Below are 12,652 nucleotides of genomic sequence, written 5' to 3'. Positions count from 1 at the left end.
CCGGCGGGCGGCGGGGCGCCGCCCGCGGGCGCGCCCGGGGTCAGCCCGTGTTCTGCAGGCCCGCGGCGATGCCGTTCACGGTGAGCAGCAGCAGACGTCGATCGGCGTCGACCGGGTCCACCCGGCCGTCGGCCCGCACCGAGCGCAGTGCGCGCAGTTGCAGCAACGACAGCGCGTCCACGTACGGGCTGCGCAGTCGCACCGCGCGTCGCAGCACGGGGCGCCTGGCGAGCAGTTCGGCGTGGCCTGCGGTGCGCAGCACCTGCTCGCGGGTGAGCGCGAGCTCGTCGAGCACGAGCGACGCCAGCTCGGGGCGGTCGCCGAGGGCGAGGTACCGCTCGGCGAGCCGCACATCGGTCTTGGCCAACGACATCTCGACGTTGTCGATCATCGACGCGAACAGCGGCCATTCGGCGTAGGCCTCGCGCAGCAGCGCGTCGTCCTCGATCGCGGCGAGCGCCGACCCGAGCCCGAACCATCCGGTGAGGTTGATGCGCGCCTGCGTCCACGCGAACACCCACGGGATCGCCCGCAGGTCCTCGAGCGACTCGACCGAGAGGCCGCGGCGGGCGGGCCGCGACCCGAGCGCGAGCAGACCCACCTCCTCCATCGGCGTGACCTGGGCGAACCAGGGCGCGAAGCCGTCGGCCTTCACGAGTTCGAAGAACCGCGCCCGCGACACCTCGTCGAGGCGGCTGCCCAGCTCGGCGAAGCGGTCGGCGGCCTCGCGGGTGCGCGCCTCGTTCGACGGCGCCGACGCGAGCAGGGTCGCCGCGGCCATCTGCTCGACGTGCCGCACCGCGATCGCCTGGTCGCCGTAGTGCGCGAAGATCACCTCGCCCTGCTCGGTGACCTTGAACCGGCCGTCGACCGAGCCGGGCGGCTGGGCGAGCACGGCCTCGTTCGCGGGCCCGCCGCCGCGCCCGAGCGCCCCGCCGCGCCCGTGGAACAGGGTGAGTTCGATGTCGTTGCGCGCCGCCCACCGGGCGATGCGCGCCTGCGCGGCGTGCAGCGCGAGGGTCGCCGAGACGGGCCCGACGTCTTTCGAGGAGTCGGAGTACCCGAGCATCACCTCGAGCTTGCGACCGGATGCTTCGAGCCGCGCCTGCACCTGGGGCAGCGTGATGAGGCCGTCGAGGATCCCGGTCGCCGCGTCGAGGTCGGCGAACGTCTCGAACAGCGGGATGACGTCGAGCACCGGGGCGTCTTCGGCGGACCCGAGCGCCGCGGCGGCGAGTTCGTACACGTTCGCGAGATCGTCGGTCGACTGGGTGAACGAGACGATGTACCGGCGGGCGGCGCGCACGCCGTACCGCTGCTGCAGCCGCGTGATCGTGCGGAACACGTCGAGCACCTCGCGGGTCTGATCGCTCTGCTCGCCGCCGGCGCGCACCTCGTCGAGCGCCTGGCGGTGCACCTTCGAGTGCTGGCGCACCTCGAGCTCGGCGAGGTGGAAGCCGAACGTCTCGACCTGCCAGATCAGGTGCTGCAGCTCGCCGTTCGCGCTGCGGGCGGCGCCGCTCGAGCGCAGCGAGCCCTGCACGGTGCGCAGGTCGGCGAGCAGGTCCTCGGGGCTCGCGTACGCGAGGGCGGAGCCGTGCGCGGCACCGCCCGCGCTGTGCTCGCGGGTCGCGGCGATGCGCGCGGCGATCACCAGCAGCGCGCGGCGGTGCGGTTCGTGCGGCGCGCGCACGCCGATCTGCGACGCGACGTCGGGTGCGAGTGCGGTCTGGCGTGCGGCGAGGTCGACGAGCTCGGTCGACGGCGGCGTGTCGGCCGAGTCGAGGGTCAGCGTGCGGCCGATGCGGGTGGCGGCGCGCTCGAGGCCGAGCAGCACGTGCTCGGCCTGCACGGCGGCGGCCTGCTCGGTGACCTCGGCCGTGACGAACGGGTTGCCGTCGCGGTCGGCGCCGATCCACGAGCCGAACCGCACGAACGCGGGCGCCTGCGGTGCGTCGAGCCCGGCCCGGTCGCCGAGCAGCCAGTCGTCGAGCAGTCGGTACACGCGCGGCACGATCTCGAAGACGGTCTGGTCGAAGATGCTCATCGCCGTGCGCACCTCGTCGAGCGGGGTGGGCCGGGTGGTGCGGATCGGCGACGTGCGCCACAGCACGTCGATCTCTTCGAGCAGGCGGCGGTCGAGGTCGGCGGTGGTGAGCGCGCCGGGCGCGGCGCCGTCGCGTCGGGCGAGCAGGTCGGCGATGCGCCGGATACCGGATGCCACCGCGCGGCGGCGGGCCTCGGTCGGATGCGCGGTGAACACCGGGTGGAACCGCAGTGCGTCGAGGCGTCGGCGCGCCTCGTCGGCGCCGACCTCCTGCTCGAGACGGGCGACCGCGTCGGCCAGCCCGTCGGCCTCGGGGGCGCCTGCTGCGTCGCGCTCGCGCAGCACCCGCACCCGGTGGTGCTCCTCGGCGAGGTTCGCCAGGTGGAAGTACACGGTGAACGCGCGCGCGACCTGTTCGGCGCGGTCGGGCGTGAAGCCTTCGACCAGGCCCTCGGCGATGCCGAACGCCTCGGAGTCGCCCTCGTACCCGGCGATCGCGAGCCCGCGCAGGCGTTCGACGTCGTCGAGCAGTTCCGCGCCGCCGGCCTCGACGAGCACGCGGCCGAGCAGCCCGCCGAGGAGGCTCACATCGGCGCGCAGCGCCGCGTCGACCTCGACGCGGATGCGCTCGCGGTCGTGCTCTGCGGGGGGTTCGGAACGGGAATGGGCGGATGCCGCGGATGGGGCTGCGGGAAAGCTCACCCGATCGACCGTACCCGTTCGATGTCACGACCGGATGACGCGTACGTCACACAGTGTCGGCAGGGGTGGCGCGAACAGGGGCGATCAGGAGAGAGTAGTCCGCAGTGGTGCGGTGCAGGCGTCACCCGGCTCGACCTTCGTCACGATCCAGCCGACCAGAGAGGATCGCCATGCACCGCGGCGTCCCGGGGCCCCTGCGCCGACTCGCGCGCGACCGACTGCGCCTGGGCGCGCTCGCGCTCATCGCCGCCGCGACCGCCGCGATCGCGGGCGTGCAGGCCGGCGCGGCGGCGACCCTGCAGCAGACCCTCGACCAGCACTGGCGGGGCGCGTACGACCTGATCGTCACCGCCGATCCGGGCGACGGAGGCGGCACGGTCGCGTTCGCGGCGGGCGCGGCGGGCGCGGCGGGCGCCTCGGACCTGACGGATGCCCCGGTCGCGGGCGGGCCCGCATCCGCCCCGCTGCTCGCGCCCAACGCGTTGGCCGCCGATCCCGAAGCGGGCGTGACCTCCGATCAGCTCGAGGCGATCCGCGCGATCGCGGGCGTCGACGTGGCCGCGCCGCTCGCCCGGGTGCTGCTGCCCCGCATCGGCGGCGGCACGCTGCGCTTCTCGGTGCCGATCGACGCGGGGCGCACGACGCCCGACCCGCGCGCCTGGCGGGCGACGGTGCGGGTGCTCACCGACGACGGGCTGGGGCCGCGACTGGTGACCGAGCAGTCGGTCGCGCTCGTCGTCGACGACGCCGATGCCGACCGGGTCGTGCACCTGCGCCCCGACCAGGTGCGGCCTGATGATCTCTGCGTCCTCGACGGGGTGTCGTACCCGATGGACTCGCCCGAGGCCGATCCGTGCCGGTGGCGCGACGTGCACACGGTGGCGGTGCGGACCGGGTCGCAGGTCACGGCGGGCGGCGAGGTCGTCGACGGGCGCCTCGTGTTCGACGTGATCGACACGCCGCGCGCGAACCCCGTGCTCACCCTCGTCGACGCGGCGGCCGAGCGCGAACTGCTGGGCGAGGCGGGGGCGTTCCTCGATCCGCTGGTCGCGGCCCGATCGGCGGGCACGGATGCCTCGCGGCTGCGGTCGTGGCTCGAGCAGCAGCCGGGCGAGGTCGCCGCACACAGCGTCGGCACGTACACCGCGATGCAGCAGCGCGCCGACGACCTCGCGACGACCTGGGCTGCGCGCGGCCTGCCGCTCGACGCACTGCCCTCCGGACTGCCCGACGGGCTGCCGGTGCTCGTCGGCCCGACGGCCGATCAGACGCTGCGGCTCGAGGTCGAGCTCGAGGACTTCGGGCCGACCGCCGTCTCGGATCGGGTCGCGGGCGGCTACGCGTTCCCCGACGCGCTGATCGACGGGTTGCCGGGCGAACCCGCGGGCCGCATCGAAGCCGATGCCGGTGCGCTGCTCGACCCGCTCTCGGACGCCAGGATCGTGCTGCCCTGGCCCGGCACCGAGGCGCCGGCGCTCGATCCGCTGCATCCGGACTTCCCGGCCTTCGACGGCGGCGTGCCGCTCGCCGCACCCCACTACCGCCCGACCGAGGCAGGCCCCCGCCTGGACGCCGAGCGCTACTCCCCCGGATACCGCAGTCTGCTGTTCGGCTACGAGGTCGGCAGCCCGGTGCTCGAAACGAGCCCCGGCGGCGGCGCGGTCGGCTCGGAATCCGTCTACGGCACGCTCGGCGACATCCCGACCCTCGACCAGGGCGAACCGGTCGCGCAACAGCTCGTGCCGGTCGGCGAGCTCGACCTCGACGGGGTGTCGGCCCTCGCCGACCCGCTCGCGGCCGCGCCGCTCGGCGCGTACGAGTCGGCGGGTGCGACCCTCGTGGCCGACGGCGACGGCGAACCCGTCGACCCGACCGAGCTGCGGCCGAACCTCAGCGGAACGGGGCTCGTGAACGCCGCGACCACGCTCGTCGCCGATCTGGCCTCCGTCGACCCCGACGCCGCGGACGTACCGATCCAGGCGGTGCGGGTCCGGGTCGCGGGCATCGACGAGTTCGACGCCGACGCGCTGGCGCGCATCGACGGGGTCGCGCAGCGGATCCGCGCGCTCGGACTCGACGTCGTGCACGCCGCGGGCTCGAGCCCGATCGACGTCGACGTGGCCGTCGGCGGGTACGCGTTCGGCACCCTCGACGCCGCCGAGACCCAGCGGGTCGGCGACCTCGGCCTGGTGCGCCAGCGGTGGACCGAGCTCGAGGCGGCGTCGCGCGTCGGCAGTGCGATCAGCACCGCCACCACCATCGCGCTCGGTGCGGGCCTCGGCGCGGCCGCCCTGCTCGTCGGCGCGTCGACCCTCGTGGCGATCCCGGGCCGGCGCCGGGTCGCGAGCACGCTTCGGATGATCGGCTGGCGCCGACGACGCATCGTGCAGTGGTTCGGGCTCGAAGAACTGATCGCCGTCGCCGTGATCGCCGCGACCGGCACCGCCGCTGTGCTCGTCGCACAGGACCGGGGGCTCACGCTCATCGGCGCCGCCGCGGCGGTGACCATCGTCGCGGCATTCGGCGCGGCATCCGTCATCGCCGGATCGCGCGGCGAGACCCGCCCGCGCGGCGACGCCCGCCCGCGCAGCCGGCGGAGGACCACCGCTCGTGTGGGGCGACGCGGGCGCACCGCGCTGCGCCCGCTCACCGCGGCACGGTTCGGCGTGCGGCAGGTGCGCATCCACCCGCTGTTCGCCGCGAGCGTCGCACTCACCATGCTGACCGCCGCCGGAGCCGCCGTCTCGATCGCCGCGATCGTGCTCGCCGAGCGCGACGCGGCCGGCGCGAGCCTGCTCGCCGGGTTCGCACTCGGGCAGGCGCTCGCCGCCCGGCTGCTGCTCGCGGGCGTCGCGCTCGCGGCCGCCGCGGTGCTCGGCGTGCTCAGCCGGCGGCTGGAGATCCGGCGGCGTGCGGCTCAAGACGGCGTGCTGCGCGCCATCGGCTGGACCGGGGCCGAGCGTCACCGGGCCTGGCGGGCCGAATCGCTCGCCATCCTCCTCCCCGCCGCCGCGATCATCACGGCCGTCGCCGCTGCGATCGCGGCCGCCGTGCGACCCGGCGATGCCGTGCTGCTCGCCGGCATCGCCGCGGCCTCGGCGACGCTCGCCGGCGCCGCGACCCTCGCCACCCGCCGTCGCATCCGCGACGGGGCATCCCCTCGAACCGAACGGACCGGACGATGACCGCGCGACTCGAACTCGACTCCGTCACGATCCGCCACCCGCGCGACGGCGACACCGACCTCGAGGTGGTCGCCGACTGGTCGCTCGGCGTGCCGGCCGGCACCATGCACTGCCTCGCCGGGCGCAGCGGATCGGGCAAGACCAGCATCCTGCGGGTCGCCGCCGGTCTCACCCGCCCCGCGGCCGGCGAGGTGCGATGGTCGGGCGACGGACTGGCCGACCTGCCCGACGACCGCATCACCGCCCGACGACGCTCGGAGGTCGGCTACCTCGACCAGGGCGGTGCGCTCGTCGACGGCATGACCGCGCTCGAGAACGTGCTGCTGCCCGCCGTGCCCGACCGCCGGGTCGCCGAGCTGCGGCCGCGCGCCGAGGCCCTGCTCGACGAGCTCGGGGTCGGAGGCCGGCTCGCGCACACGCCCGACCGGCTCTCGGGCGGCGAGCGCCAGCGCGTCGCCCTCGCACGCGCGCTGCTGCTCGAGCCCGGCATCGTGATGGCCGACGAGCCGACGGCGAGCCTCGACCGTGCCACCGCCGACGGCGTGATCGCCCTGCTGACCGGCCTCGCCGCCGCGGGCATCTCGGTGCTCGTCGCATCGCACGACGCCCGCCTCATCGGCGCCGCCGACACCCGCACCGAGCTCGCCTGACCCGGCACGCCGTGCTCAGCACTCCGCCCGAGTCCGGCGCGGTGACCGCGCCGTGCGCGACGCGGAACTACAGCTCGACGCCGACGAGCATCGGCTCGGGACGCAGCAGCAGGCCGAACTCGGACTGCACGCGACCCTGCACGAACCGCGCGAGCTGGGCGAGCTCCTCAGCCGTCGCCCCGCCGCGATTCGTGAGCGCGAGCGTGTGCTTCGACGAGATCGCGGCCCGCGAGCCCGGCAGCGCGAACCCGCGGCGGATCCCGGCGTGCTCGATCAGCCAGGCGGCCGACAGTTTCACGAGGGTTTCGGCCGGCGCGGCGTCCGGCTCGGATACGGCGGATGCCTCGAGCGAGGCCTGGTGCGCGAGGAACGCGTCGAGCGGGGATCCGCTGGCGAGCTCGGACAACGGGGTCACCTCGTCGGGCTCGTCGGGCTCGAGGTACCAGCGCGGCGCGTCGGCGGGCAGCGTGCGCGCGAACCGCTCGGTGACGATCGGGTTCGTGAAGAACGAGCCGGCGCTCACCGAGTCGGGGTCGTCGGGGTCGAGCACCATGCCCTTCGAGGCGCGCAGCGCGAGCACCGCCTCGCGCACCCGGGCGAGCGGCACCCGGTCGCCCAGCTGCACCCCGAGCGCGCCCGCGAGCTGCGCGTACGCGACGGGTGCGCCGATCGCCTCGCCGAGCACCGCGCGCTCGGCCGCGGTGTCGTGCAGGTCGAGCTCGACCGACACCACGACGCCCGCGAGGCCCTGCTTCAGCACCGAGGTGCGGTAGCCGAGCTCGAGCTCGTCGGCGGTCATCCGCCGAGGCGTCGACGCGCCCTCGTCGAGGAACTCGATCGCCACGAGCGTCGACGACAGCTCCTGCCCGTACGCGCCGATGTTCTGCACCGGCGCGGCGCCGACCGACCCCGGGATGCCGCTCAGCGCCTCGATGCCCGAGTACCCCTGCTCGACCGTCCACGCGACGAGGTCGTCCCACGTCTCGCCCGCCTGCACCCGGATGCGCACGCGGTGCACCGAGTCATCCGTCGCGGCGAGCCCGCCGGGCGAGGCATCCGGAAGCACTTCGATGCCGCGCGTCGCGACCCGGATCACCGTACCCTCGAAGCCCTCGTCGCCGACGAGCAGGTTCGACCCGCCGCCGAGCGCCATCCACGGCTCGCCCGACTCCCACGCGTCGACCGCGAGGTCGACGAGGTCGCGCTGGGTGGTCGCCGTCGAGAGCCGCGCGATCGGGCCGCCGATCCGCAGCGTCGTGAGCTCGCTGAAGCGTGGGGCGTCGCTCATGTCAGCCGAGGCCCACCACGACCTGGGCCTTGCCGAGCACCGTCTCCTCGCCGACCTTCACGGTGAGGTCGATGCGCGCAGTGCGGACGTCGGCGTCGAGCCGGCCGACCTTCGCGACGACGGCCACGACCGCACCGACCTCGGGGTCGACGACCACCGGCCGGGTGAACCGGGTCTGGTAGTCGCGGATCCGGCCCGGGTCGCCTACCCAGTCGACGACCGGCTGCACCGCGAAGCCCATGGTGAGCATGCCGTGCGCGAGCACGCCCGGCAGGCCGACGGCCTTCGCGATGTCGTCGCGGTAGTGGATGGGGTTGAAGTCGCCGGACGCCCCCGCATACCGCACGAGCGAGTCGCGGGTCAGCGGGAAGGACTCCTCGGCGACGATGTCGCCGACGGCGAGGGCGTCGAAGTCGGGGATCTGCGGGGTCGGCATCAGTCGTCTCCTCGCACGACGAGGGTGGAGATCGCGGTGACGACGTGCTCGCCGGCCGCATCGGCGATCGCGGTCGCGGCCGACACCATCGAGTGGGCGCCGAGCGTCTTCACGCTCGTGACCGTGAGCTGTGCGGTGAGCTCGTCGCCCGCGACGATCGGCCGGGTGGACGTGAATCGCTGGTCGCCGTGCACGACGCGCGAGAAGTCGATGCCGGTGTCGGGCTGGGCCAGCAGTTCGTCGAGCGCGAGCGCCTGCAGCACGACGGCGAACGTCGTCGGCGCGACCACGTCGGCGTAGCCCGCGGCCTGCGCAGCGGCGACGTCGAGGTGGATCGGGTTCGTCGCGAACACGGCCCGCGCGAACTCGCGCACCTTCTCGCGGCCGACGAGGTACGGCTCGCTCGGGGGCAGGGCGCGCCCCTGCAGCTCGGGGTTCACTGGCATGCGGGCAAGTCTACGGAACGGCCGGATGCCCCGCCCGCTCGCCCGTGGTCGGGCCGGCCTCGATTCCCGAGTCCGCGACGACGCCCGCCCCGAACTGTCGGGCGCGCGCCGCTACAGCAGCCGCCGCGCGGTCGCCCACGCGGTGAGCTCGTGCCGGCTCGAGAGCTGCAGCTTGCGCAGCACGGATGACACGTGCGACTCCACCGTCTTCGCCGAGATGAACAGCGTCGCCGCGACCTCCTTGTAGGCGTACCCGCGGGCGATGAGCCGCATCACCTCCTGCTCGCGTGCCGAGAGCCGGTCGAGCTCGTCGTCGGCCGCGGCGATCTCGCCGACGGCCGCACCGAACGCGTCGAGCACGAATCCGGCCAACCGCGGCGAGAACACCGCGTCGCCGCCCGCGACGGCGTGCACCGCGCGGCTCACCTCGTCGGCCGATGCGCCCTTGGTGAGGTAGCCGCGCGCACCGGCGCGGATCACGCCGACGACGTCCTCGGCCGAGTCCGACACGCTGAGCGCCAGGAACCTCGTGTCGGGCACCGCCGCCGCGACCCGGTGCAGCACCTCCGCACCGCCCGACGCGGTCGCGTCGGTGCCGCCGGGCAGGTGCACGTCGAGCAGCACGACATCGGGCCGGGTTTCGGCGACCACGGCGACCGCAGAGGGCACATCGGATGCCTCGCCGACGACGCTGATCGTCGGGTCGAGGTCGGCGCGCAGACCCGACCGGAAGATGGAGTGGTCGTCGACGACCACGACGCGCAGGGGTTCGGGGGTCGGCTCAGGCACGGGTGGACTCCGTCTCGAATCGCAGGTGCACCTCGGTGCCCACGCCCCCGGCCCCGGGCTTCACGACCGCGCGACCGCCGGCACGGCGCATCCGCCCGATGATCGACTCGCGCACGCCGAGCCGGTCGTCGGGCACCGCGCCGGCATCGAAGCCGGGCCCGCGGTCGCGCACGTACACGTCGACCGCGGCGGGCGTTCCCTCGAGATACACCGACACGTCGCCGCCCGCGTGACGGGCGGCGTTCAGCATCGCCTCGCGCGCGGCCGCGGCGAGCTCGCCGCTCGCGCGCTCGTCGCTCATGCCGACGGCGACCACCTCGATGCGCACGGGGTAGTCGAGCTCGAGCGCGGCGGCGTAGTCGCGCAGGTCGGTGGCGAGGTCGCTGTCGGCGGGCGCCTCCCCTTCGAACAGCCAGCTGCGCAGCTCGCGCTCCTGCGCGCGGGCGAGCCGCCCGGCCTCGCTCGACGCGCCCGCCCGGTTCTGGATGAGCGCGAGGGTCTGCAGCACCGAGTCGTGCAGGTGCGCGGCCATCGCGCTGCGCTGTTCGTCGCGGATGCGGCGCACGCGCTCGTCGTTCAAGTCGCGCCACACGCGCACGAGCCCCGGCGCGTAGACGAGGCCGATGCCGATGAGCACGCCGAGTGCCGCAGGCACCGCGATGTACGGCCACCAGCGCAGCGCCTGTCCGAGCAGCAGTGCGACCGCGAGCGCGCCGAGCGCGACCGTGAGCACCACGCGCACGATCGTCTCGGTGCGACGGCCGCGTTCGGGGTCGGGGCGGTCGATGAAGCCGACCCAGGCGGCGGCGGCGAGCGCGAGCAGTACCGCGAGCACGACGGGCGCGAGCCAGGGCGGCGCGCCGGGCACCGACCACGGCGAGTACGGCTGCTGGCTCAGCACGATCGCGACGAGGGCGGCCAGCACCGCCCCGACGGTGAGCAGCACCGCCACGGGCGCGCGGCGGCGCACGGGATCGTCGGGCCCCGAGGCATCCGCCCAGGGTGTGAACGCCCACAGCCACGCGTACAGCAGCGCGCCCGCGCCGCCCAGCAGCGCGGTCGCGACGAAGACGGCGCGCACCAGCATCACGGGCCAGCCGAGATGGTCGGCGAGGCCGCCGGCCACGCCCGAGACCAGGCACGCGCGGCGGCGCACGAGCGCCGGAGCACGCCGGGCGGGCGGAGCTTGGGTCATGCTCCGATCCAAGCAGACGGCCGGGTCGGCGGCACCGATCGGGGTCGGGTTTCAGGGTCGGGTCAGGGAGGTTCCGGATGGCCCGACGGATGCCGCGTGCGCGACGATCGGAGCATGGCATCGACCTCGACCCCTCCCGAGACCGACGGACCCGCGGCGGGTACCCCGGGCGCGACCGGCTCGCCCGACGCGGCGCCGACGGCTCCCGGCTTCTTCGGCTGGCTGCGCTCGCTGGGCGTCCCGCGCACTCCGGGCTGGATCGGCGGCGTCTGCGCCGGCATCGGCGCGCGGCTCGGCATCGACCCCATCCTGGTGCGCGGCGTGCTCGTGGTGTTCGCGCTGTTCGCCCCCCTCGCGTTCCTCGCCTACGGCGCGGCGTGGCTGCTGCTGCCCGACCTGCAGGGGCGCATCCACCTCGAGCGGCTGCTGCGCGGAGCGTTCGACGGCGCGATCGTGGGCATCGCGCTGTTCCTCCTGGTGGGGCTCGCCCCGTTCGCGTTCGGGGTGCCGTCGTTCGTGCAGGGCGTGTTCGGCGCGGTGTGGGCCGGCGACTTCTGGACGGGCCCGTGGTTCAACCCGCTCGGCATCAACCTGCTGCCCGTGCTGTGGACGCTGCTGCTCGTCGGCGGCATCGTCGCGCTCGTGGTCTGGCTGGTGCGACGCGCGGCCGCCGGCCCCGAGGGCGAGACCGGCCCCCAGGCCGCGTTCGCGGCGTACGAGGCGACCGGGCGGGCGGGCGGGCCGGCGGCGGCTGCGGCTGCGCCGGGTTCGGATGCCACGGATGCTCCGTCCGCGGCGGATGCCACGGATGCTCCGTCTGCGGCGGACGCCGCGGATGCCACGGATGCCACGGATCCCGCCACGACCGCACCGGCCGCCGCCGCGCTCGCCGACGCCGCCGTGCCGGCTCCGGGCGGAGCATCCGCACCGGGCTCGCCGACCGGCGAGCCTCCGACACCCGGCGAAGCTCCGGCACCCGGCGAAGCTCCGGCACCCGGCGAACCCCGGGCGCCCGCGCGCCCGGCCGGCGCCGACGACTACGACGCGTGGCGCGCGCAATACGACGCGTGGCGCGTCGAGCACGACCGCTGGAAGCAGGACCAGGCCGCCGCGAACCGGGCCGCCCGCGCCCAGGTCGCCGCCGAGAACCGAGCGAGGGCCGCCGCGTTCCAGGCGCAGGCCGAAGAGGCGCGGCGCATCCGCCGGCTGACCCGCCCCCGCACGAGTTTCGCGTACGTGATCACGACCCTCGGGGCCGCGCTCGTGGCCGGCGGCATCGCCTCGGCGTACGCCCTCGGCGGAGGATCGCAGTCGGCATACGCCGCACCCGTCGGGCTCGCCGTGGCGACCATCGTGTGCGCACTCTCGATGGTGCTCGCCGGGGCGCTGCGCCGGCGCAGCGGGTTCCTCGCGTTCGTGACGATCGTGCTGCTCATCGGCACGCTCGGGTCGGCGGCTGTGCCGCGCACGAGCCAACTCGCCTTCGGCAGCGTCGGGGGCCGGCTCGAGCCCACGACCCTTCTGCAGCCCGTCGGCAACGTGCGCGTCGCCCTCGACGAACGCGTCGCCGCGGGGCCGGGCACCCCGACCATGCGCGTGCTGCAGGGGGCCGGTTCGGTGTACGTCGAGGTGCGCGACGGCACTCGGTTGCAGCTCGAGGTCGAGTGCGGGTCGTGTTCGATCTCGCTCATGCGCGCCGACGGGATCGCCTGGGAGCCGGTGGGCGGAATCCAGCTCACCGCCGGCGTCGGCAGCATGTCGAACTGGAGCCGCGGAATCGGAAGGGGACTCGAACGGGGTGTTCCCGACGCGACGCTCGAGATCCGCGCGGGTGCGACCCGCATCGAGGTGATCGAGTTCCCGGCCGATACCGCCCTCGGCGAGGGAGCCACGCAGAACGGCGAGGAGAACTGA

Annotated in this window: 9 protein-coding genes; 3 read left to right on the top strand and 6 right to left on the bottom strand. The window is 75.0% G+C overall.

What is annotated here, in order from left to right:
* Positions 1-40 precede the first annotated feature (40 nt).
* On the bottom strand, positions 41-2,749 hold the full coding sequence (locus MTO99_RS17275) for a phosphoenolpyruvate carboxylase (protein WP_435520771.1): 2,709 nt from the start codon (positions 2,747-2,749) through the stop codon (positions 41-43).
* Positions 2,750-2,919: 170 nt separating this feature from the next.
* On the opposite strand from MTO99_RS17275, the gene MTO99_RS17270 reads away from it, so the two are divergent.
* Together MTO99_RS17270 and MTO99_RS17265 are read left to right on the top strand one after the other, a co-directional pair.
* On the top strand, positions 2,920-5,934 hold the full coding sequence (locus MTO99_RS17270) for a hypothetical protein (protein ID WP_243555258.1): 3,015 nt from the start codon (positions 2,920-2,922) through the stop codon (positions 5,932-5,934).
* Positions 5,931-6,584, top strand: coding sequence for an ABC transporter ATP-binding protein (locus tag MTO99_RS17265; protein WP_243555255.1), 654 nt, complete (start codon positions 5,931-5,933; stop codon positions 6,582-6,584). Before MTO99_RS17270 ends, MTO99_RS17265 begins: the two co-directional genes overlap by 4 nt.
* Positions 6,585-6,651: 67 nt before the next feature.
* Here MTO99_RS17265 and MTO99_RS17260 read toward each other — a convergent pair whose 3' ends face one another.
* The 5 genes from MTO99_RS17260 to MTO99_RS17240 all read right to left on the bottom strand — a co-directional run bounded on the left by MTO99_RS17260 (position 6,652) and on the right by MTO99_RS17240 (position 10,738).
* Positions 6,652-7,872: a UDP-N-acetylmuramate dehydrogenase gene (locus tag MTO99_RS17260; RefSeq protein ID WP_243555252.1), complete on the bottom strand. Its 1,221-nt coding sequence runs from the start codon at positions 7,870-7,872 to the stop codon at positions 6,652-6,654.
* A gap of 1 nt (position 7,873) precedes the next feature.
* Positions 7,874-8,308, bottom strand: a complete 435-nt coding sequence (locus MTO99_RS17255; RefSeq protein WP_243555250.1) for a MaoC family dehydratase — start codon at positions 8,306-8,308, stop codon at positions 7,874-7,876.
* Positions 8,308-8,754 carry an FAS1-like dehydratase domain-containing protein gene (locus MTO99_RS17250; protein WP_243555247.1) on the bottom strand — a complete coding sequence of 149 codons (447 nt, stop codon included), beginning with the start codon at positions 8,752-8,754 and terminating at the stop codon, positions 8,308-8,310. Before MTO99_RS17250 ends, MTO99_RS17255 begins: the two co-directional genes overlap by 1 nt.
* 111 nt (positions 8,755-8,865) lie before the next feature.
* Positions 8,866-9,543, bottom strand: a complete 678-nt coding sequence (locus MTO99_RS17245; protein ID WP_243555244.1) for a LuxR C-terminal-related transcriptional regulator — start codon at positions 9,541-9,543, stop codon at positions 8,866-8,868.
* Complete coding sequence (locus tag MTO99_RS17240; protein WP_243555242.1) at positions 9,536-10,738, bottom strand: ATP-binding protein; 1,203 nt, start codon at positions 10,736-10,738, stop codon at positions 9,536-9,538. The genes MTO99_RS17245 and MTO99_RS17240 overlap by 8 nt, the downstream gene beginning before the upstream one ends.
* Positions 10,739-10,852: 114 nt before the next feature.
* On the opposite strand from MTO99_RS17240, the gene MTO99_RS19100 reads away from it, so the two are divergent.
* Entirely contained in the window at positions 10,853-12,652 is a 1,800-nt protein-coding gene (locus MTO99_RS19100; RefSeq protein WP_290428391.1) for a PspC domain-containing protein, read from the top strand.

It is taken from the genome of Agromyces larvae (assembly GCF_022811705.1).
In the GTDB taxonomy this organism is placed as follows: Bacteria; Actinomycetota; Actinomycetes; order Actinomycetales; family Microbacteriaceae; genus Agromyces; species Agromyces larvae.
The sequence above is the reverse complement of the archived record's forward strand: the minus strand, read 5'-3'. Positions and strand labels throughout refer to the sequence as shown.

Bases quoted from the DNA above. Each gene is read 5' to 3' on its own strand.
- MTO99_RS17255 (WP_243555250.1), bottom strand. From the start codon at position 8,308: ATGCCGACCCCGCAGATCCCCGACTTCGACGCCCTCGCCGTCGGCGAC.
- MTO99_RS17270 (WP_243555258.1), top strand. From the start codon at position 2,920: ATGCACCGCGGCGTCCCGGGGCCCCTGCGCCGACTCGCGCGCGACCGA.
- MTO99_RS17260 (WP_243555252.1), bottom strand. From the start codon at position 7,872: ATGAGCGACGCCCCACGCTTCAGCGAGCTCACGACGCTGCGGATCGGC.
- MTO99_RS19100 (WP_290428391.1), top strand. From the start codon at position 10,853: ATGGCATCGACCTCGACCCCTCCCGAGACCGACGGACCCGCGGCGGGT.
- MTO99_RS17240 (WP_243555242.1), bottom strand. From the start codon at position 10,738: ATGACCCAAGCTCCGCCCGCCCGGCGTGCTCCGGCGCTCGTGCGCCGC.
- MTO99_RS17265 (WP_243555255.1), top strand. From the start codon at position 5,931: ATGACCGCGCGACTCGAACTCGACTCCGTCACGATCCGCCACCCGCGC.
- MTO99_RS17250 (WP_243555247.1), bottom strand. From the start codon at position 8,754: ATGCCAGTGAACCCCGAGCTGCAGGGGCGCGCCCTGCCCCCGAGCGAG.